We start from the raw sequence: 22,571 nt of genomic DNA on the forward strand, positions 1-22,571 counted from the left end.
ATCAGAGGCTTATAAATTTCATATCTAACTTCTTAATTTACATTATTTCAATGCTTTGATCGCTTCCTGGAGCTGATTATCTTCCCCATGTTCAATCTTAATCTTTGTTTTCAGACTTTCCTCCAATTCAACCGGAACATCAGGCTCCAGTCCTTTTCCATGAAGATCAAAACCGCTGGGTGTATAGTAATGAGCCACTGTCATTTTAATGGCAGTTCCTTTATCAAGAGGAAACAAGGTCTGAACGATTCCCTTCCCAAAGGTCTTCGTTCCCACCAGCTTTGCTTTGTCGTAGGCTTTTAAAGCTCCGGAGAATACTTCAGAAGCACTGGCGGACTGGCCGTTGACTAAAACAGCCATGGGCACATCTACCTGATGACCGTCAGAAGCATAATACTGCTCTCCCTTTCCATTCTTATCTGCCATATAAACAAGAAGAGTCTTATCCTTCTTTTTTCTCACAAGGTTTGGATCTCCCTTGATCACCAGATCATCCGGAAGAATATAATCAAGCATAGACACTACCGCGTCCACAACACCGCCCGGGTTATTTCTTAAATCCACCACCAGTTTTTCCATTCCCTGCTTTTCCAGATCATCGACTGCACTCTTAAACTGATCCGCTGTCACAGAATCAAACTGGCTGACGGAAATATACCCTATATGATCTGCCAGCATTTCATGCTCAACCGTTGGAACAGTGATCTGACGGCGCTCCATGGTCATGTCGATGTATTTTCCTGTATCTTTACGAAGAACAGTAATGGTAACCGGGGTTCCTTCCTCTCCCTTGATATGATCCTTTACTACAAGCTCCAGGTCTATTCCCGTCACTTCTTCATTCCCTACTTTATAAATTAAATCACCGGGCAGAATTCCCGCTTCCGCGCCAGGCGTTCCTTCAAAAACCTTGGTTACTGTAATGATACCTGTATCTGCACTCTGGCTGACCATGACTCCGATCCCGCAATACTCACCGGAGGTATCTTCCATCAGTTTGTTATACTCGTCTGCTGTATAATAAACTGTATAAGGATCTCCTAATCCATTTAGCATCCCCTTATAAATCCAGTCTTCCACATCATTGAGATTTTCATCAAAAAGATAATACTTTTCAATTACCGCCTGGATCGTCTGTATTTTGGAAGCGATCCGGTTCATGTCTAAGTTCCCCTGTTGATTTTCTGCCTGAGCGGATTCCGCAGCCTGCCCTTTTCCATCAATTGCGGTTTTTCCGATCAGAAAGATCCCCAAAGACATTCCTACAATAACAAGACCTGCTAATGCAGTTAAAAGCGCCCCGACCAGGGCACCCTTCCAAAATTTATTTTTACTTTCCACTGCTATTCTCCTATCTAGCCATTATGGGCTAACGTATTTCGCCGGATTTACATAACTGCCATTTACTCTGATTCCAAAATGGAGGTGCGGCCCGGTAGAATATCCGGTAGAACCCACTTTTCCAATTACCTGCCCCTGTGTAACTTCCTGTCCAGCGGAAACCAAAAGCTGGGAACAGTGCATATACACGGTGTAAACACCTCCGCCATGATGGATCATGATATAGTTGCCGGCAGAATAACTGTATGTAGATATTGTAACCGTGCCTGATGCGGCTGCTAAAATGCTGTTTCCGGCAGCAGCACCAATATCAATTCCCTTGTGGTTGGAAGATGCTCCTTCCGTAGGGGATTCCCGGTCGCCGAAATTTGAAGTAATCCTGCTTGAAGAAGGACAGGGCCATATGAATTTAATATTCCCTATCGCAACGGTATTATACGTTTTCCCTGCTTTCTCGGCCGCTTTCCGTGCTTCTTCTTCTTTTTTCCGGATCTCAGCCTCCATATTTTTAATGTGCTGTTCCTGTTCCGCAATATCCTTCTCAAGCTCTGCCAAGCTTCCTTCACCGGCACTGATCTGGTTTTGAAAGTTTACAAGCTCCGCATTCTTCTTCTTAATGAGCCGTTCCACATCCTGCTGCTTGTCATTGGCCGCTGTCTCAAAGGTTTTCAGCTCTTCATACTCCGCTAAAAGCTTCTGCTCCCGCTGTTCCACCTCTTCTTTGGATCGTTTAAAGTTCTCCAGCATTTTTCTATCATATGCAGCAATGCTCCGGATATATTCCACACGGTTAAAAAGCTGGGTGAGATCGCCCGACTTAAATAACAAGTCAATGTAGTTCGTCTCACCCTTCTCATACATATATTGAATTCTCAATTTCATATCCCGGTACTGGCGGTCCATGGTCTGCTTCGCCGCCTCCAAGTCTGCTTTTGCCGATTCAAGTTCTGCTTCCTTGGTAACAATCCGGGACTGAAGCGCATATAGCTGTTTATTCAGGGAATCAAGGGTGGCATCCAGATTTTTTATATAACCTGCTGCATCATTTCTTAATCCCTCCAGTTCTTTTATGGTTGACTCTATTCCCTTTTTTTCCTCTTCGAGAGTCGAGGCTTTTTCCTTTGCTTCCTCCACTTCAGTTTTGGTACCATAGGAGGGAAATATACATGATATGGTCATCATACAGCCAAGTCCTGCTGCAAACAGCCTTTTTTTCAATTTCATGAGCATTTCCTCTTATACTTTTAAATGCTTCCGAATGGTAAAGAAACTTACAAAAAATCCAATCCCCAAACCGAGGCCCAATGCAGTTGCCGCCATATAAGGGAATATGGCCTCCACTGGCAGGAACTGAAAAAGCCCCGATAAAATACTGAACTTTGTAACAACATATTCAACCGTAGACCGGTAGAGGAAATAGATGGCAATCAGAGGAATGGAGGCTCCGACCAGGCCGATAATGACTCCCTCCACGACAAACGGAGCCCGGATCATATAATCAGTGGCACCGATGAGCTTCATAATATGATTCTCCGTCTTACGGAAGGCCGCAGCCACTGAAATCGTATTACTGATCAGGAATATGGCCACTGCCAGTAAAATACCGATTATCAGCATAGAGAGTACACCAATGACCTTATTTAAGCTGTTCATTCCTTCTGCTGCTGTCTGAGAATAGTTGACTTTTCTTACTCCATCAAGACTCTTTAACCAGTCAACCACCTTATTCTGATCCACCAGATCATTTAAAAATACGGTGTAGGAAGAAGAATTGGCAAGAGGATTATCCTCTTCAAAGCCTTCTGCCAAATCCTGCATATCCCCAAAATATTCTTTCTTGGCTTCTTCCCAGGCTTCTTCTGCAGAAATATACTTTATTTCTTTTACTTCTTTTCTGGCTTTTATCTTATTACCGATTTCAGTGATTTTATTTTTATCCAGCCCTTCTTCAAAAAATACTGTAATCCCAACGGTACCTTCTGTATTTTTAATCACATGCTGTACGTTAATAACGATTGAAAAAAACAGGCAAAACAGAAAAATACAGGCAGAAACTGTAGCAATAGACGCCAGAGAAAACAAAATATTTCTGCAAATATTATTAACCCCCTGCTTCAGGCAATACCAAAATGTACTAATTCTCATATGTATAACCGCCTTTTTTCTCATCGCTCATGATGGTTCCCCGATCCATCACAATCACTCGTTTTTTCATTCGGTCCACAATCTCCTGACTGTGAGTGACTACGATCACTGTAGTTCCCTGTTTATTAATCTCGTTTAACAGCTTCATAATCTCCATGGAGTTGTGACCGTCTAAATTACCGGTAGGCTCATCCGCCAGGAGAATCTCCGGACGGTTGATCAAAGCCCTGGCAATGGCAACACGCTGCTGCTCACCGCCGGAAAGCTGCTGAGGAAAAAATTTATACTTTGAAGATAGCCCCACCATCTTTAACATGGCAGGAACCGACTCTTTGATATTTCTTGTTGATGCACCGATGACTCGTTGAGCAAACGCTACATTCTCATATACATTCCGGTCCTTTAACAGGCGGAAATCCTGAAATATCATGCCAAGCTTTCTTCTGTATTTCGGAATAAATTTTCTGGGCATCTTGCCTAAATTCATATCATTTACTATAATTTTCCCGGCTGTTGGTTCTACTTCCTTGAGCAGCATCTTTAAGAGCGTGGATTTCCCCGAACCGCTGCGGCCGATGATGAATACAAATTCCCCATCCTCCACCGTTATGCTGACATTCCGAAGCGCTTTATTGCCGGCTTCATATGTTTTACTTACATTCCATAGTTCTATCATTTCTGTCCTCTAACTCTTTGTGCTTTTGTACTTCTGGTGAGGGAGAAAGAGATTTATGTATCCCTCTCGCCGCAGTGAAACTTCGATTGCGCTTCACTCCATCTCAGTTTACGGGCTTCACCCTATGAAAAGAGTCAGAAACACAGCTGCTTTTATGCAAGCATAACGCAGCTGTGTTACTGCCTCTTTTCGCACTGCTCATGGCTTGCGTTAATAGTCTTGGTTTTCCATGTACTTCATGTATTTTACTACCATCAATGCAATCTTAAAGGTAATGGCATCCTCAAATACGCGAAGGTCAAGCCCTGTGCTCTTTTGAAGTTTGTCCAAACGGTATACCAGAGTGTTTCTATGGATATAGAGCTGTCTGGAAGTTTCGGACACGTTTAAGCTATTCTCAAAGAACTTGTTGATGGTGGTAAGAGTTTCATCATCAAATTCATCAGGGGATTTTCCATCGAAAATTTCCTTAATAAACATCCGGCATAATGGCAGGGGGAGCTGATAAATCAGACGTCCGATTCCAAGCTTGCTGTATGCGACCACATTTTTATTGCTGTAGAAGATCTTTCCTACATCCATCGCCATCTTTGCTTCCTTATAGGATCTGGAAACTTCTTTAATTTCGCTTACAATGGTGCCAAATGCAACATGCACCTGAGTCATTGCCTCTGTGTTGAGCATGTCCAAAATGGTATTGGCGGTTTTTTCTAAATCGTCGTAAGTCTCGCCTTCTTTTACTTCCTTTACAAGGATAATATTCTTCTCATCCACAGCAGTAACAAAATCCTTTGTCTTCGCTGCAAATAAGTTGCGCACTGTTTCCAGTGCATTCACATCTTTTTCGTGCTGGGTTTCAATAATAAACACCACTCTTTTAATATTTGTTTCAATGTGGAGTTTCTTAGCTCTGTTGTAAATATCTACTAAAAGCAGATTGTCAAGCAGCAGGTTCTTTATGAAATTATCTTTATCGAAACGTTCTTTATATGCAACAAGAAGGCTCTGGATCTGAAAAGTTGCCAGTTTGCCGACCATATATACATCATCGCTTCCTCCCTTAGCCAGGAGAATGTATTCTAACTGGTGTTCGTCAAAAACCTTGAAGAACTGATATCCCTGGATTACCTGGCTGTCAGCCGGAGAATCCACGAACGCCAGGATGGAACTTTCATAATCTTCCGCATCAGGAAATGTGGTAGCCAAAACCTTTCCTTCTGTATCACAAATACACAGATCAATTCTTGTTATCCCTTTTAATCCTTCAATGGTTGTTTGAAGTATTTGATTCGAAATCATGGCATATTCTCCTTTTTCGTAAATTTACCTTATTCTATATTAAAGCAAAAAGAAAAAAAAAGCAAGCGAGTATCATACCCGCCTGCTTAAAATTTCATATAATTTAATTTAAAATAACAAGTTCTGTATCTTTGTCAAATACATGTACCTTGGATAAGTCAAGCGCAAGCTTAATGGTATCACCAGGTCTTGCAGTTGTACGAGGATTGACTCTTGCTGTAAAGTTTGAATCATCAACATCAAAGTATAAATAAACTTCTGCACCTAATAACTCATAAACTCTGATAGTTGCGTCAATGATACTGGTAGGAGAAGCTGCAAGGAATGCTTCTTCATCGTGTAAATCTTCCGGACGGATTCCCAGAATTACACTCTTACCAACATATCCGGCACCCTCTAATTTTTTCGCTTTTGACTCTGGGAGCGCAATTGTATTGCCGCCGAATGTAAGTGTTACATCACTTCCGCTTTTAGCAACCTTTGCTTCAATTAAGTTCATCTGAGGAGCACCGATAAATCCGGCAACAAACTTGTTGCCTGGCTTATCGTATAAGTTCTGAGGAGAGTCAACCTGCTGGATAATGCCGTCCTTCATAACTACGATTCTGGTACCAAGTGTCATAGCCTCTGTCTGATCATGTGTTACGTAGATAATAGTAGCCTGAAGTCTCTGATGTAATTTAGAGATCTCAATACGCATCTGGCCTCTCAGCTTGGCATCAAGGTTTGATAACGGCTCATCCATAAGGAATACTTTAGGATTACGTACAATGGCACGTCCCATGGCCACACGCTGTCTCTGTCCGCCGGATAATGCCTTCGGCTTACGGTCTAACAGATGCTCCAGGTCAAGAATTCTTGCTGCTTCATGAACCAGCTTTTCGATCTCTTCCTTTGGAGTCTTTCTGAGTTTCAGACCAAATGCCATATTATCGTACACGGACATGTGTGGATAAAGAGCATAGTTCTGGAATACCATTGCAATATCTCTGTCCTTAGGCTCCACATCATTCATTAATTTCCCATCAATGTAAAGTTCCCCAGAGGTAATATCTTCCAGACCTGCAATCATACGAAGAGTGGTAGACTTTCCGCATCCGGATGGTCCTACAAAAATAACAAATTCTTTATCCGCGATATCCAAATTAAAATCTTTTACTGCCTCAAACCCATTTGGATATCTTTTGACAATGTTCTTTAATGATAAACTAGCCATTTACTGATCCTCCTAAAAATATAATGTATATTCTCTAGTCGGAACCTGCAGCCCCCACAGCTACGGCCCCCATTTCTTAAAATAATCATACATGAATTAATTTTTATTTACCATATTGTTATTTACCAAAATCCATTTGGGCCTTTTGGCTAAATTGTATAACCAGTAAAAAAACTGACTGAAACGTCAAAATAACAAAAGTTGGCCTTGGCCATTTCTGTCTATATTCGATAGTGTATGATAATTCTCACCCATATTTAGTAAAAAACTACAAGGCGGTGTCGAAATATTCGGCACCGCCTTGTGTATTTTTATGTCATTTTATTGTTTTTTCAAAAGAACGTTTAACCAACGTACGTCAGAATGACCAGAACGAACGTCATCGGTTTGCCAAAGCTTTAAGATCTCAAAACGGCCATTATCCCTTAAAAGCTCTGTCATGGACTCCTCCGTAAAATCACTGAAATACCGTTTGCCCCGAAACCCTTCAAAATCCCCAAGCTTATATGACATATAAAGGATCCCGTTGTCATTTAAGGCCCTTGCTATTTTTGTAAGAATGTCCGACAGTTCCTTTTTGGGAGTATGAAGTAATGATGCGCATGCCCAGATTCCATCGAAAACGTTGTCAAAATCCATTTCCTCATATGTCATCTGCAGCACTTCCAGACCAGTATGGATCTCTGCCAGCTTGCACATCTCCTCAGATGCATCAAGAGGCGTCACGTCATACCCCAGGTCATAGAACGTCAGACTGTCTCTGCCTGATCCGCAGCCTAAATCCAGGATGGTGTCCCCCTCATTCAGCAGACTTGTAAATTCCTTCATGATCTCTGACATGTCCTGATTTACAGTTTCTTCAAATTCCTTTGCCGCATACTTATTATAATAGTCTATCGAGTCCAAAATAATCCTCCTGTTATCTACTTACCCGCTATTTAATCTTTTCAATCTTATTTTCTGCTATTTTAACTTTTCCTTCTTTTAAAAGATGGCCTATGGCACGCTTAAAAGCATTCTTGCTCATAGAAAACTCCCGCTTGATGATTTCCGGATCTGCCTTATCCGTAAATGGCAGACAGCCTTCAAACTGGCTTTCAATAATTTCAAGCACCCGCTCAGAATCTGCATTCATCTGAATATGAGCCTTCTGTCTTGGACTTAAATCCAGCTTCCCATCTTCTCGCACCTTGGTCACCCGTGCAGTCACTTCATCGCCTTCCCGGTAATTTTCAAAAAATTCTTTTCGGGGAATCAAACCATAATACTTATTATCCACCGCAACAAATGCACCAAGGGTTTCGTTGATCTCATAGATAATTCCAGTTACCTGATCGTCCTTTTTATAAGGAGACTCATTGCTCAAGTGAGAATACACCCGCATGGTGGCAGCCAGACGTTTACTTTTATCAATGTACAAGGCAACCAGTACCTGCTCGCCCTGGCGGACCTTGTGAGTCTGTTCCTTAAATGGCAGAAGCAGATCCTTTTCAAGTCCCATGTCAAGAAATGCGCCGATTTTACCCACTTCTTTTACATTAAGTACTGCAGTTTCTCCCACCTTGAGTTTGGGTTCTGCTGTTGTTGCAATCAGACGGTCCTCAGAATCCTTATAAATAAAAACATCAATTCTGTCTCCCGGTCCTGTACCCTCCGGTACCTGTTTTTTGGGAAGAAGCACGGATGATTCTCCGTCAGCCTCTTCTCCCAAGTAAACGCCGAACTCTTTGACCCTCTGTACGACCAGGGTCTGCATCTTTCCTAATTCTATCATTTCATATCCTCTCTATTGTCCCCCGCAGCCAGATGACTGCATAAGCTGAACCTTCCCCGTCACACAAAGAAACCGTATAGCCTTCCTTTGTCCGGCTGATGCGGGGATAAACTACATCTCCAAAGACTGCCGCTTTTTTATATTCCACTCTCAGTTCATGAACTTCCATTTCATCTGGAAGAGCTTCCCTGGCAATCTCTACATACTTAGCATTGTTTACATGATGGTTTGTGTCAATATGATGTTTGCTAACCGTAACCGGTTCCAAAGCCATATAATCATCCGGCACTTCAATCTTTCGGGGCGCATACTCCATGGACAGCTTTTTTTCCCAGCCATTCCCATACCCCCTGATGTCCTCCGGCTGAATTTTAACCGGACGGCCTTTTTTTGTATCAAACAGAAACCATACCGAATTGGCCCTTACCAGATACTCTCCATTCTTATCACATATGGTGAAATTTCGGTAGCCGTAAAATCCTTTAAAATCATAAGGCCAGGTACTGATAAGAATCTCTTCCCCAAGCACTGGGTAACGGTCCACCACAATCTGCCAGGAGGACAGCCACCATGCCTTGTGACATTTCATCAAGTAAGAAATCCCCAACCCGTTGTCTTCTGACTGAAAGGTTGAGCAATCCTGCAGATAATTCAAAATACCTGTCAATGTCAGTTTTCCATATTCATCAGTCTCACTGTAACGGACCCTGCTGCCGAAATTATACATTCCACACCTCTTATCAAAATTATATAACATTATAAAGCATTTTTATGCTCTTGTCCAGATAAACCAAAAACATCCTTCCTCCGCCTTATGCTGAATTCTATTAAAATTAAATTTTAAACAACACTATACCGTTTTTTACAAGCAAAAAACGGAACCTAACCAGGTTCCGTTTACAAACTGGGCTACAAGGATTCGAACCTTGAAAATGACGGAGTCAGAGTCCGTTGCCTTACCATTTGGCGATAGCCCATCACTACAACGAGATTCATTATACATGAAGTTACAAAATGTGTCAAGTATTTTTCCCAAATAATTCTAATCCGCTAAATTGGCAAAAAAATAGCTCTGATTTTCCGAATCATACGAAAAACCAAAGCGTCCAATAACTGGGCTACAAGGATTCGAACCTTGAAATGACGGAGTCAGAGTCCGTTGCCTTACCATTTGGCGATAGCCCATTAACACAACGAGTGTATTATACTACTGAATATTCAATTGGTCAAGCATTATTTTAAATTTTTTATAAAAAACCGCCCTTTAAGAGGCGGTTTCATTTTTAATCGTCTGTTCCTGTGAGGCAGGTTTTTGACTGCTGCTCTCCGTTTCTTCTGTTTGAGAAGTTTCTTCCCCGGGTCTGGTCGTCTGATTAAGTTCGCTGGTTTCTTGAGGCTTCTCAGTTTCGTCACTCTCCTCCGGCTCTTCTATAACCGGATTCCCGATTACAGGGGTCTCAAAGACTCCTTTTACCGTAGTCTGTTTTCCGATTTTAGGTGAGATTCCACCCAGAACAAAGGTATATTCCTGTCCTTGTGCCAATCCCGTCACACTTATTTCGCAATAATCCGAATCCGTATCCGTAACCTTCGCAGAGTAAGTATTTCCATCATCATCTTTGACCGACACCGTAGGATTTTTCCATTTCACCTTTGTTTTAAAATACACCATCACCGACCCATCCTCAAAATCAACATAATCAATCTTGATTTTATCCTTGGATACGACCTCCTGTTCCGAAGAAGATGCTTCTGCCGAAGGTGGAATTGTAATTGCCGGGGGCTGTGTCTGAGTGGAATTGCTCTGTGCGGTTGTCTGGCTCTCAGTCTCCAAAGGCTGCTGCTCTGTTACTGGTTCTTCTGAGACATAAGTTTCCTCCTGGCTTTTTTCATTTGCAGCAGTTGAAGCAATCTTATGGTCTGAAGTAGTTTCCTCTGTGACTCCGGTCTTCCCGCCGACCGCATACGCACGCTCCGTTATGACTTTAGCAATCTCCTCCATGGTCATAGACGATAATTTCTTCATGTCGTTCATGGTTAAGGATGGATTCTGGGCGATCAGTTCTTTTAAAAAGTAGGCTTTTCCATAAGAAATTCCATACTGACCGGCCAATTCCTTCACATGATCCTCTTCAATCACCTGCTGATCGTATACAACCGCTTTTAACTGCCGTTCTTCCAGAGTACTCTGGATATCACTGACCACGGCAGAACGCAGGCTTTTGGCTTTTTTTACACTGTCATTGGCTACGGTAACCAATATGGCATTGTCCATATCAGAGAGGTAACCATTGGTGACCATGGCGCCGATTACGGCATTCACCGCAACATTTAAATCCACGCCCTTTAAATCCATTGGCTGCATAATACTTTCAGCATCTTTATTCAAAGCCTTAGCAGACAATACCTTATTATGTCTGTTAACGGAAAGTTCCACGCTGGGATTGACATCAATTCCAATCACGGAATCCACTCTGCCGTTCTGATACGAATAGGTTCCTCCAGCCAGGACAATCATGCAAAAACAGGCAGCTATCAAAGTTGCAATAACCTTCTGCCTGATAAAAAATGACGGTGTGGCTGCACGCTCTTCCTGTTCCTGCGGTGTACTTAAATCAATGCGTTCCAGAACATCAGGAACCAAATCCCGGGTGGCAGACTTTAAGCAGGCTTCGATCTGTTGTCTATTCAATTGTCTGCGGTCTGATTGATTCATATCAAAGCCTACTCCTCTCTCAAGTAATTTTCCAGTTTTTTCATAGCACGGTTATATCTGGAAAGAGCTGTTGCCAAAGGGATCTTTAAGTTTGAAGCGATTTCTCTGTGCTTCATACCTGCCGAGGTATGGAGCAGAACAATCTCCCGCTCTTCTTCCTTCAGAATATTGAGTGCAGCAAGAAGCACCATCTTATCCGCCGCCATCTCTATCTCCTGGCAGACTTCACCTGTCTCCATCCCCGTCAAATCATCTAAAGCAACATCAGAATCATGCTTTTGTTCCCGAAACTTCATGTAACAAAGATTCCGCGCAATCGTAAACATCCATGCCAAGGGCTTTCCATGGGACTTATAGCTTTTGGCCGAAGTCCAGATTTTTAAGTAAGCTTCCTGCATGATTTCCTCTGCATCCTGAGGGTTCTTTATAATGGACAGAATAAAACTGTACATGTTACGATCCGTATTCTGATATAGCTGCCGGAAGGCCTCCTGGTCCCCATCTGCGACTTTATTAAGAAGTTTTTCGTCGCTTAAACGGCCGTAATCTTCAGGCCCGTCAAGGCTCATCAATCCCATAAAAAGCATGGTTCCGATTTCCTTTCTATTTAGTTAATGCGGATTACTGTCATCTTATTGCATAATATGGAAAATTTTTATTCCCTTATTTTTCCACACCAAAACCGCTTTCAGCTGTTATGACCAGACAGCACCGTTTATCCGTCTCAGTTACTTTATTTATAATTTCTTCCTTCAATTGTTCTCTTTTCTTTTTGTCATACTCACGTGGAAATACCAGATCAAAAATCAGATTGATCTGATTTTCACCATCAGTCAGCCGGAAATCATGAAATGAAATTCTGGTATCGATTCCATGAATCACATTTTCCAGCATGGTGCCAAATTCCATAACTCTGGAATTTTTTGTCTCCACCGGGTCCATATGAATTACCAGGAATATCCCAAATTTTTTCAAAGCCTCTCTTTCAATCCGGTCAATAATCTCATGAGAAATTTCCACATTCACATCATTGGGAACTTCCGCATGAATTGATGCCATACTCCTGGAAGGGCCATAATTGTGGACAATTAAATCATGACTGCCAATAATTCCATCGTAGCTTTCCACAAATTCTGTTATCGCACGATAAAGCTTTGGATCAATGGGTTCGCCAATGAGTGGGGTTAGCGTTTCTTTTGCAATGTTGACCCCTGCCCACATAACAACCACAGATACCACCAGGCCCACGATTCCGTCAATGTTAAGCCCCCATATGCCGTATATACCAACCGATAGAATCGTTGCAGAAGTAGTGATAACATCCCCCAGAGAATCTGCTGCCGTAGCCTTCATGACCGAAGACTGAATCCTATGTCCCAGCGTGCGGTTAAAAAATCCAAGCCAAAGCTTCACACAAACAGACAATAGCAAAATAACTATGGTTATCATCTTAAACGACATTTCTTCGGGATGAAGAATTTTCCCCACAGAAGTTTTAAACAGGGAAAATCCCACTTGTATAACCAAAAATGCCACGATAAAAGCAGCAATGTATTCCACCCTTCCATGACCAAAGGGATGATCCTCATCAGCAGGCTTCCCCGCCATTTTAACTCCGATAAAACCTATGATAGAAGAAGCTGCATCCGATAAATTGTTAAATGCATCTGCCATGACTGAAATACTGTTGACCAAAAGACCTGCGAAAAACTTGGCACAAAAAAGCAAAATATTGCAGCAAATTCCAACCGTACTGGCCATTAGACCATACCTTGTGCGTACCTGAACATCTTCCGTATTTTTGTAATCCTTAACAAAAGCCCTTACCAAAAATTCAGTCATAGTTCTCCCTTTCTGACTTTTCCTTTATTCCTTATAATACACCTTTTCCAAAAAGAGTCCCTCCGGCGGTGCCGTAAATCCAGCTTGACTCCGGTCCAGGGCAGCTAAAATATGCTTTATCTCATCCGGCTTTCTTTTTCCCTCTCCCACTTCAATTAATGTCCCCGTAAGGATCCGAACCATATTATACAAAAACCCGTTTCCCGTAAAACGGATCAATAGACGGCTCCCATCTTGTTCAAATTCTATATTCTTTATTGTTCGGACTGCAGATTTTTTCATTTTTTTGTTTGCACAAAAACTTCTAAAATCATGTTCCCCAATAAGCAGAGAGGCTCCAAGCTTCATTGCCTCTACATTAAGGGATTTTCCTAAACCATAAATATATTTTCGCTCAAATACCGGTTTCTTATCAGCGGTTTCGATCCGGTATAAATATGTCTTTTCCTGGGCATTCAACCGGCTGTGAAACCTGTCATGAACACGCTCCACACGTTTTACGGAAATGTCCTCCGGCAGATACTGATTAAAATAATCTTTTATTTCACCTTCTGACAGATTTACATCTGCATGGAAATTTGCTACTTGAGCCAATGCGTGAACACCTGCATCCGTTCTCCCTGATCCATGGATTTCCAAAGGTTCTCCTGCCATCCGCTCCAAAATACGTTCTAATTTCTCCTGGATCGTACGATCCGTGTTTCCCTGCTTCTGCCATCCATCATAACGGGTGCCGTCATACTCCAGTATCATTCGATAATTTTTCAACATGTAATTTCTCCATTCTTTTGCAGATTAAAAATACACCTCCTGCAAACAAGGTACCAAAAGCTATACCGGCACAATCCAGCCATACATCGGAAATCTGTCCAGAACGTCCTTTCACGAACAATTGAATAGTCTCATCCATAAACGGCACCAGATATCCTATAATAATATGAACAAACCAACGTTTTTCTGATTCTATTCCAATGGATTTTAAACATTCATAAAGCAAGACACCTAGCAACGCATATTCCATAAAGTGCCCCATTTTACGAAGGACATGCTCAGTAAGCCAAAACGCCTCAACTCCAAAAGTACTGAAAAATCCATGAATCAGTTTCAGCATTTTCCCGCTGTCCTCTGATGAAACTTCTGCAACCTTCATCGAATTAGAATAAATAAACAGAATATATAGGATGACAGTCAGAATCCATACATATTTTTTCTTCATATTTATTTCCTCAATATCCCACTTTTGTTGATCTGATCTGCCGCTTTTTTCAGCATATCTTCATTCTGAACCAGTGCCATCCGGACAAAACCTTCTCCAGACGGCCCAAACGCACTGCCGGGTGTTACCAAGACCCCTGACCGATCCAGTAAATCCATGGCAAACGTCATCGAATCCTCAAAACCATCTGGTACCTTTGCCCATACAAACATGGTTGCCTTTGGTTTTTCTAAATCCCATCCTATTTCTTTCAAACTGTCACAAAGAACATCTCTCCGTTTTTCATAAGCGTTCCTTGTTTCAGACACACATGACTGATCGCCGGTGATTGCTGCAATGGCCGCCTGTTGGATGGGAAGAAACATCCCATAATCCATATTGGATTTCAAAGCTTTCATTTTCCCAACCACTTCTCTGTTACCTACACAAAAGCCGATTCTAGCCCCGGCCAAACCATATGTTTTAGATAATGAATTAAATTCTACTCCAACATCCCTGGCTCCCGGAAATCTCAAAAAACTTCCGCATGTCCTTCCATCAAAAACCAGTTCACTATACGCATTATCATGAAGGACAATAATATCATAATTCCTGGCAAATGCAATCAGCTCCTGATAAAAAGAATCCGGTGCAATGGCAGACGTAGGATTGTTTGGGTAGGAAACTAACATGAATTTTGCTTTCCTTGCAATTTCTTCCGGAATATCACCAAAATCAATGACGTAATCATTCTCCTTTTTTTGAGGCATGTAAAAAAGACTTGCTCCAGCTAACACCGGCCCATCAGCAAAGACAGGATAACACGGATCCGGAACAAGTACTACATCTCCCTCGTCGACAACAGATAACGCAATATGAGCCAGTCCTTCCTGAGACCCCAGAAGAGAACATATCTCAAAATCCGGATCAAGAATTACCTGATATCTTTTTTTATACCAAAAAGCAACCGCTTCCAAAAGCTCCTTCTGGTCCCGGATGGCGTAAATATAATTTTCCGGCTTTGCCGCAGCCTCACATAAAGCTTCCCTAATATGCTTTGCCGGAGGAATATTGGGTGTTCCCACACTTAAGTCGATTACCTCTTCTCCCTTTTCTACCTTCTTCTGTTTCATTTCCAAAAGCTTGGAGAAGATTCCTTCCTCAAAACGGTTCATTCTCTCTGAAAAATGCAATGGCCGATCCACCTCTGTCTTTTCGTAATTTTCATAATGTAAGTTATTATAGTACAAAGGCTCTTATAATACAAGGATAGCTGCAAAAAAAGTCCCCAAAAGCAGCATTTTGCCGCATATTGGGAACTATGTATCTACGGTCCTATGGTAACTGGAACCCCCAAATTGCAATAACTCCATAACACATCCATAACATCATTATCAACTGCCACACAGCCATGGGTATTTCCACCAGGAACTCTGCACCCATGAATCATAATGGCTCCTCCAAGAGGTGTATCCCATGGAGGCTGTTTTCCTTCCAGATTGGCGTTCACTATTTCATCACGCTGCTCCTTCGTAATGATACCGTCCGCATACCCTCTTTCTGCATCCTTTATTCCCGGATAGGAAAGACCTAACGAAAGATAAGCAACACTTTTATCATTTCTTGTACAGACATAAAACTCTCCGCTGGGTGTTCTTAAATCCCCTTCTACCTTTTTATTGCCCTCTGCGGATGATGCCCCCAAAGAAACCGGATATTGTGATATTAATACACCATTTTGTTTTAAAGAAAGCGTCTTCAGCCTTTTACTCACATAAATGCTTACTCCATTTGTAGACCCGGTATTACCAGCCGCAATATCGGCTCCTGGTCCAACAATCGGTTCAGCATAGCCGGTAATGTCCAAAGATACCGCCATAACAAAAATTAGCACGCCCGATATCAGACGTTTAAAGAATTTACAGCCATTACTTGCCCAATTCATTTCTTACATTCCTCTCTTTTTTTAATTATATCATCCAGTTGGTATAATCCGGATTACAATATTCTTACATTTTGCACTCTTTACTGACTGGTTTTAAGAAAACATTTTAAATAGGCCAATGCCGTATGAAAACACCCCTCCACACCTATCAAACCGCTGTTAAGGCATAAATGGTAATTCTGTGCTTTCCCCCATTCACACCCGGTATAATATTGATAATATTCCTTCCGTTTCTTATCCACTTCCCGAATTCTGTTTTCCATTGTATCAGGATCTGTGCCGGTATTTAAAGAATTCATACGTTTCAACCGCTCTTCCATTTTAGCATACACAAATAGATCAATACTGTCCTCAAGCACCCTGTCCGCACAACGGCCAACAATAATACACGGCCCCTGTTCCGCCAGCTTTTTGATTACACGGGCCTGAGCAAGAAAAACCTGATCAGACATCGGTATTTCATAAGAAAATGAAAAAGGATGATAACTTTGCGGATCTAAGGAGTTCTGCAGTTCAGGTATATTTTCAAAATAACGCAAAAACTTTTCCTCTGACAGCCCACATTCCTCCGCTGACAGACCAATCAATTCCTTATCATAAAAAGGAACCTTCAGTTCTTCCGCCAGTTTGATACCCAATTCCCGACCCCCACTGCCAAATTCCCTGCTTATCGTTATCACTTTATCCAACATACGCTCCTCCTTATCTTACTCCCAGCAGACTTTTCTTCCGCCTTTCATAACTAAAAATTGTAAATTCTCAGATCATTGACGGAAAAAACAAATTAATATTCGAGTTTAATTCCTGCTTAAAGTATGTTCGCTTCGTTTGATAAATCAACATCACTATAACCGAATTTATTCACATAGAAAAATAACTGTATAGCTTACTTCTATTATACATGATTTTTCCCAATTTTCACAAAAAATGATAAGTAAATTAAAAAAGTTATATTTTACCGTTTTTTTGATAATGGTTTAATAATAAATTCGTGAACATGAACACAAAAAAGCAGATCTCCACCTGGAAATCTGCTTTTTACCTTCTGAATGAAGAGCGCGAGACGGGACTCGAACCCGCGACCCCGACCTTGGCAAGGTCGTACTCCACCAACTGAGCCACTCGCGCTTATCTTTGTTTCTTCCTTGGGCATATACCCTCAAAACCACACATTGTCTTATATCTTTCATCCGTTCTTTCTCTTACCTAAACCAACCTGGTTAAGCCCTCGACCTATTAGTGACAGTCAGCTACACATGTTACCATGCTTCCACCTCTGCCCTATCTACCTCGTCGTCTTCAAGGGGTCTTACTCTTGCGATGGGATATCTCATCTTGAGGGGGGCTTCACGCTTAGATGCCTTCAGCGTTTATCCCTTCCCGACTTGGCTACTCTGCCATGGTCTTGATCACCAACAGATACACCAGAGGTCAGTCCATCCCGGTCCTCTCGTACTAAGGACAGCTCCTCTCAAATATCCTACGCCCACGCCGGATAGGGACCGAACTGTCTCACGACGTTCTGAACCCAGCTCGCGTACCGCTTTAATGGGCGAACAGCCCAACCCTTGGGACCTACTACAGCCCCAGGATGCGATGAGCCGACATCGAGGTGCCAAACCACTCCGTCGATGTGAACTCTTGGGAGTGATAAGCCTGTTATCCCCAGGGTAGCTTTTATCCGTTGAGCGATGGCAATCCCACTTTATACCACCGGATCACTAAGTCCTAGTTTCCTACCTGCTCCACCCGTCGGTGTCGCAGTCAAGCTCCCTTATGCCTTTGCACTCTTCGAATGGTTTCCGTCCATTCTGAGGGAACCTTTGAGCGCCTCCGATACTCTTTCGGAGGCGACCGCCCCAGTCAAACTCCCCGCCTGACATTGTCCCCCAGCCAGGTCATGGCTGCAGGTTAGAAACCCAGTATCGCAAGGGTGGTATCCCAACATCGGCTCCTCAAAGACTGGCGTCCTTGATTCTCTGCCTCCCACCTATCCTGTACATGCAATACCGAATCCCAGTATCAAACTAGAGTAAAGCTCCATGGGGTCTTTCCGTCCTGGCGCAGGTAACCAGCATCTTCACTGGTATTTCAATTTCACCGGGTGCATTGTTGAGACAGCGCTCAAATCATTACGCCTTTCGTGCGGGTCGGAACTTACCCGACAAGGAATTTCGCTACCTTAGGACCGTTATAGTTACGGCCGCCGTTTACTGGGGCTTAAATTCAGAGCTTCGCGTTTCCGCTAACCCCTCCTCGTAACCTTCCAGCACCGGGCAGGCGTCAGCCCATATACCTCACCTTTCGGTTTTGCATAGACCTGTGTTTTTGCTAAACAGTTGCTTGAGCCTATTCTCTGCGGCCTGATTTCTCAGGCACCCCTTATCCCGAAGTTACGGGGTCATTTTGCCGAGTTCCTTAACAATGCTTCTCCCGCCGGCCTTAGGATTCTCTCCTCATCCACCTGTGTCGGTTTACGGTACGGGCACATATTACACAATAGCGGCTTTTCTTGACAGCCCCTACAGAGACTTCCCTACTTTTGTTCGGTACGCGTCACACCTTCCTGTTGTTAAGCGGATTTGCCAGCTTAACCAGTCCAATGCTTGCCCCGGTCTTTTCATTCCCGGGTTCTCTCTCGGTTCTGTGTCCCCACAGTTCTGATAATATGCGGTACAGGAATTTCAACCTGTTGTCCATCGACTACGTCTTTCGACCTCGCCTTAGGCCCCGACTTACCCAGAGCAGATCAGCTTTACTCTGGAAACCTTAGATATTCGGCCTGGAAGATTCTCACTTCCATCTCGCTACTCATTCCGGCATTCTCTCTTCTTAACACTCCACATCTCCTTACGGTAATGCTTCGATGCATTAAGAATGCTCCTCTACCAATGTACATAAATGCACATTCCACAGCTTCGGTGTCGTGTTTTAGCCCCGGACATTTTCGGCGCAAGACCTCTCGACTAGTGAGCTATTACGCACTCTTTGAATGGGTGGCTGCTTCTAAGCCAACATCCTAGTTGTCTCTGAAATCTCACATCCTTTTCCACTTAACACGCACTTTGGGACCTTAGCTGGTGGTCTGGGCTCTTTCCCTTTTGACTGCCCAACTTATCTCGTGCAGTCTGACTCCCGTACATCATCTGACCGGCATTCGGAGTTTGATATTCTTTGGTAAGCTTTGACGCCCCCTAGGAAATTCAGTGCTCTACCTCCGGCAGACTAATACGAGGCTAGCCCTAAAGCTATTTCGAGGAGAACCAGCTATCTCCGGGTTCGATTGGAATTTCTCCCCTACCCACACCTCATCGCCACCCTTTTCAACGGATGTGCGTTCGGTCCTCCACCGCCTTTTACGGCAGCTTCAACCTGGACATGGGTAGATCACCCGGTTTCGGGTCTACCTTTACTGACTCAACGCCCTATTAAGACTTGGTTTCCCTTCGGCTCCACACCTTCAGTGCTTAACCTTGCCAGTAACGGTAACTCGCCGGACCGTTCTACAAAAAGTACGCGGTTCCACCTTTAACGTGGTTCCACAGCTTGTAAACACAGGGTTTCAGGTTCTTTTTCACTCCCCTCCCGGGGTCCTTTTCACCTTTCCTTCACAGTACTATGCGCTATCGGTCACTAAGGAGTATTTAGCCTTGGGGGGTGGTCCCCCCGAATTCCCACAAGGTTTCTCGTGTCTCGTGGTACTTTGGATCCTGCTCGCTGACTATTGCTTTCCCATACAAGGCTTTCACTTTCTATGGCCGGTCTTTCCAGGACCGTTCTGGTAACAAATCGTCTCACTTCCTGCAGTCCATAACCCCGCCATGCACGCATGACGGTTTAGGCTCCTTCCATTTCGCTCGCCGCTACTTTGGAAATCGAGTTTTCTTTCTTTTCCTCCGGGTACTTAGATGTTTCAGTTCCCCGGGTTCCCGACGTATGGCTATGGATTCACCATACGACAACTGAGGTTTGCTCAGCTGGGTTTCCCCATTCAGACATCTCCGGATCAAAGGATATTTGCTCCTCCCCGAAGCTTTTCGCAGCTTATCACGTCTTTCATCGGCTCTTAGTGCCAAGGCATCCACCCTGCGCTCTTATTAGCTTAACCAATTCGATGTTCACCTGCGGGTGCGGGCTACTTATCTAAGATACATAGCGTTGTATCTCTGGTCTTAGGTTTGTTCGTTTATCGTACGTCACGATAATTGAACGAGTTTTGTTTGGTTACATCGTTCGATGTAACACCTCGGATGTCTTGATATTGTCTTTTTGCAAAGACTTTATCTAGATATATTTCAATATGTGGTTTTCAAGGTACATACTAATGATTGTTCATTCAGCAAAACTCACTTTCGTTTGTTAAGCTTCCTGAACGGCCTCACACTCAATTCAGCCTTCGCCTTTCGGCTCGTCTTTATGAAGTGGCTTTCGGCCAATGGAGATGGAGAGATTCGAACTCTTGACCCCCTGCTTGCAAGGCAGGTGCTCTCCCAACTGAGCTACACCCCCATAAATAATCTGGCACCCACCTGCTCTCCCATGCCGTTTCCAGCATAGTACCATCGGCCGCTTAAGTCTTAACCATCGTGTTCGAGATGGGAACGGGTGTTTCCCCTAAGCGCATCGGCACCAGAAATTTCGTGTCTTACTAGTAATGTGTGCACGATTAGAAGTCAAAATGGGTGTTGTAAGCTTGCTTACATAATCACATTTTTATTTCTAATTGTATAAGCGGCACAGCCGCGACCGAGTGAGTTTACTCACGAGGTTACACATTACGTTTCTTGGTGTTTCCTTATTCAATTACTTCTTTGAAAACATAAGACTCAACAGTATATAAAACCCCTACTTTTTCTTCCTTAGAAAGGAGGTGATCCAGCCGCACCTTCCGATACGGCTACCTTGTTACGACTTCACCCCAGTTATCAGTCCCGCCTTCGGCAGCTCCCTCCTTACGGTTGGGTCACTGACTTCGGGCGTTACCAACTCCCATGGTGTGACGGGCGGTGTGTACAAGACCCGGGAACGTATTCACCGCAGCATTCTGATCTGCGATTACTAGCGATTCCAGCTTCATGTAGTCGAGTTGCAGACTACAATCCGAACTGAGACGTTATTTTTGGGATTTGCTCCAGATCACTCCTTTGCTTCCCTTTGTTTACGCCATTGTAGCACGTGTGTAGCCCAAATCATAAGGGGCATGATGATTTGACGTCATCCCCACCTTCCTCCAGGTTATCCCTGGCAGTCTCCCCAGAGTGCCCAGCCGTACTGCTGGCTACTAAGGATAAGGGTTGCGCTCGTTGCGGGACTTAACCCAACATCTCACGACACGAGCTGACGACAACCATGCACCACCTGTCTGGAATGCCCCGTAGGGAAGGCCCCGTTACGGACCGGTCATTCCGATGTCAAGACTTGGTAAGGTTCTTCGCGTTGCTTCGAATTAAACCACATGCTCCACCGCTTGTGCGGGTCCCCGTCAATTCCTTTGAGTTTCATTCTTGCGAACGTACTCCCCAGGTGGAATACTTATTGCGTTAGCGGCGGCACCGAAGAGCTTTGCTCCCCAACACCTAGTATTCATCGTTTACGGCGTGGACTACCAGGGTATCTAATCCTGTTTGCTCCCCACGCTTTCGAGCCTCAACGTCAGTTACAGTCCAGTAAGCCGCCTTCGCCACTGGTGTTCCTCCTAATATCTACGCATTTCACCGCTACACTAGGAATTCCACTTACCTCTCCTGCACTCTAGCAACACAGTTTCCAAAGCAGTCCCGGGGTTGAGCCCCGGGCTTTCACTCCAGACTTGCATCGCCGTCTACGCTCCCTTTACACCCAGTAAATCCGGATAACGCTTGCCCCCTACGTATTACCGCGGCTGCTGGCACGTAGTTAGCCGGGGCTTCTTAGTCAGGTACCGTCATTTTCTTCCCTGCTGATAGACCTTTACATACCGAAATACTTCTTCAGTCACGCGGCGTCGCTGGATCAGGGTTTCCCCCATTGTCCAATATTCCCCACTGCTGCCTCCCGTAGGAGTTTGGGCCGTGTCTCAGTCCCAATGTGGCCGGTCACCCTCTCAGGTCGGCTACTGATCGTCGGCTTGGTGAGCCGTTACCTCACCAACTACCTAATCAGACGCGGGTCCATCTCATACCACCGGAGTTTTTCACACCGTGCCATGCGGCACTGTGCGCTTATGCGGTATTAGCAGTCATTTCTAACTGTTATCCCCCTGTATGAGGCAGGTTACCCACGCGTTACTCACCCGTCCGCCGCTCAGTCAATCCTAATTCCACCCGAAGGCTTCCTTAAAATCGCTTCGCTCGACTTGCATGTGTTAAGCACGCCGCCAGCGTTCATCCTGAGCCAGGATCGAACTCTCAAATTTAAGCAAATAGTCTTTGAAAGCGGTCAGA

At 43.8% G+C, this 22,571-nt stretch carries 17 protein-coding genes, 4 tRNA genes and 3 rRNA genes; all 24 read right to left on the bottom strand.

Annotated features, from left to right (window positions below; all coding sequences use genetic code 11):
- Positions 1-42 precede the first annotated feature (42 nt).
- Positions 43-1,341, bottom strand: a complete 1,299-nt coding sequence (locus VIG27_RS13605) for a S41 family peptidase (RefSeq protein ID WP_394523072.1) — start codon at positions 1,339-1,341, stop codon at positions 43-45.
- Between the two features lie 21 nt (positions 1,342-1,362).
- Positions 1,363-2,565: a murein hydrolase activator EnvC family protein gene (locus VIG27_RS13610; protein WP_394523073.1), complete on the bottom strand. Its 1,203-nt coding sequence runs from the start codon at positions 2,563-2,565 to the stop codon at positions 1,363-1,365.
- A 12-nt stretch (positions 2,566-2,577) separates the two neighbouring features.
- Positions 2,578-3,486 (bottom strand): permease-like cell division protein FtsX, encoded by a 909-nt coding sequence (gene ftsX, locus VIG27_RS13615; protein WP_394523074.1) that lies wholly within the window; start codon positions 3,484-3,486, stop codon positions 2,578-2,580.
- A complete protein-coding gene (gene ftsE, locus VIG27_RS13620; RefSeq protein WP_394523076.1) occupies positions 3,476-4,162 on the bottom strand; it encodes a cell division ATP-binding protein FtsE in 687 nt (228 codons plus the stop codon). Before ftsE ends, ftsX begins: the two co-directional genes overlap by 11 nt.
- 210 nt (positions 4,163-4,372) lie before the next feature.
- On the bottom strand, positions 4,373-5,461 hold the full coding sequence (locus tag VIG27_RS13625) for a PucR family transcriptional regulator (protein WP_394523077.1): 1,089 nt from the start codon (positions 5,459-5,461) through the stop codon (positions 4,373-4,375).
- 103 nt (positions 5,462-5,564) lie between these two features.
- Positions 5,565-6,677 (bottom strand): ABC transporter ATP-binding protein, encoded by a 1,113-nt coding sequence (locus VIG27_RS13630; protein WP_394523078.1) that lies wholly within the window; start codon positions 6,675-6,677, stop codon positions 5,565-5,567.
- 321 nt (positions 6,678-6,998) lie between these two features.
- Positions 6,999-7,583, bottom strand: coding sequence for a class I SAM-dependent methyltransferase (locus tag VIG27_RS13635; protein WP_394523079.1), 585 nt, complete (start codon positions 7,581-7,583; stop codon positions 6,999-7,001).
- A gap of 28 nt (positions 7,584-7,611) precedes the next feature.
- Complete coding sequence (locus VIG27_RS13640) at positions 7,612-8,451, bottom strand: S1 RNA-binding domain-containing protein (RefSeq protein WP_394523080.1); 840 nt, start codon at positions 8,449-8,451, stop codon at positions 7,612-7,614.
- 1 nt (position 8,452) lies between these two features.
- Positions 8,453-9,178 (bottom strand): acyl-[acyl-carrier-protein] thioesterase, encoded by a 726-nt coding sequence (locus tag VIG27_RS13645; RefSeq protein ID WP_394523081.1) that lies wholly within the window; start codon positions 9,176-9,178, stop codon positions 8,453-8,455.
- Positions 9,179-9,355: 177 nt separating this feature from the next.
- A tRNA-Gln gene (locus tag VIG27_RS13650) sits at positions 9,356-9,428 on the bottom strand.
- 136 nt (positions 9,429-9,564) lie between these two features.
- Positions 9,565-9,636, bottom strand: a tRNA-Gln gene (locus VIG27_RS13655).
- Positions 9,637-9,715: 79 nt separating this feature from the next.
- Positions 9,716-11,167: a hypothetical protein gene (locus tag VIG27_RS13660; RefSeq protein WP_394523082.1), complete on the bottom strand. Its 1,452-nt coding sequence runs from the start codon at positions 11,165-11,167 to the stop codon at positions 9,716-9,718.
- An 8-nt stretch (positions 11,168-11,175) separates the two neighbouring features.
- Positions 11,176-11,754 (bottom strand): RNA polymerase sigma factor, encoded by a 579-nt coding sequence (locus tag VIG27_RS13665; protein WP_394523083.1) that lies wholly within the window; start codon positions 11,752-11,754, stop codon positions 11,176-11,178.
- 76 nt (positions 11,755-11,830) lie between these two features.
- On the bottom strand, positions 11,831-13,009 hold the full coding sequence (locus VIG27_RS13670) for a cation diffusion facilitator family transporter (protein ID WP_394523084.1): 1,179 nt from the start codon (positions 13,007-13,009) through the stop codon (positions 11,831-11,833).
- Between the two features lie 24 nt (positions 13,010-13,033).
- Positions 13,034-13,780, bottom strand: a complete 747-nt coding sequence (truA, locus tag VIG27_RS13675; protein WP_394523085.1) for a tRNA pseudouridine(38-40) synthase TruA — start codon at positions 13,778-13,780, stop codon at positions 13,034-13,036.
- Positions 13,746-14,225, bottom strand: a complete 480-nt coding sequence (locus VIG27_RS13680) for a VanZ family protein (protein ID WP_394523086.1) — start codon at positions 14,223-14,225, stop codon at positions 13,746-13,748. Before VIG27_RS13680 ends, truA begins: the two co-directional genes overlap by 35 nt.
- A 2-nt stretch (positions 14,226-14,227) precedes the next feature.
- Positions 14,228-15,397 carry an aminotransferase class I/II-fold pyridoxal phosphate-dependent enzyme gene (locus VIG27_RS13685; RefSeq protein ID WP_394523087.1) on the bottom strand — a complete coding sequence of 390 codons (1,170 nt, stop codon included), beginning with the start codon at positions 15,395-15,397 and terminating at the stop codon, positions 14,228-14,230.
- A gap of 134 nt (positions 15,398-15,531) precedes the next feature.
- Positions 15,532-16,149, bottom strand: coding sequence for a L,D-transpeptidase family protein (locus tag VIG27_RS13690; protein ID WP_394523088.1), 618 nt, complete (start codon positions 16,147-16,149; stop codon positions 15,532-15,534).
- Positions 16,150-16,229: 80 nt separating this feature from the next.
- Positions 16,230-16,838: an AAA family ATPase gene (locus tag VIG27_RS13695; protein ID WP_394527593.1), complete on the bottom strand. Its 609-nt coding sequence runs from the start codon at positions 16,836-16,838 to the stop codon at positions 16,230-16,232.
- 366 nt (positions 16,839-17,204) lie between these two features.
- Positions 17,205-17,277, bottom strand: a tRNA-Gly gene (locus VIG27_RS13700).
- Between the two features lie 88 nt (positions 17,278-17,365).
- A 23S ribosomal RNA gene (locus tag VIG27_RS13705) occupies positions 17,366-20,257 on the bottom strand.
- A 328-nt stretch (positions 20,258-20,585) separates the two neighbouring features.
- Positions 20,586-20,658: transfer RNA gene (locus VIG27_RS13710), tRNA-Ala, on the bottom strand.
- A gap of 7 nt (positions 20,659-20,665) precedes the next feature.
- Positions 20,666-20,783: ribosomal RNA gene (gene rrf, locus VIG27_RS13715) — 5S ribosomal RNA — on the bottom strand.
- A gap of 229 nt (positions 20,784-21,012) precedes the next feature.
- Positions 21,013-22,543: ribosomal RNA gene (locus VIG27_RS13720) — 16S ribosomal RNA — on the bottom strand.
- Together the 16S, 23S and 5S rRNA genes with 2 tRNA genes alongside form the textbook arrangement of a ribosomal RNA operon.
- Between the last annotated feature and the right edge of the window lie 28 nt (positions 22,544-22,571).

It is taken from the genome of Lacrimispora sinapis (genome assembly GCF_043633585.1).
In the GTDB taxonomy this organism is placed as follows: domain Bacteria; phylum Bacillota; class Clostridia; order Lachnospirales; family Lachnospiraceae; genus Lacrimispora; species Lacrimispora sinapis.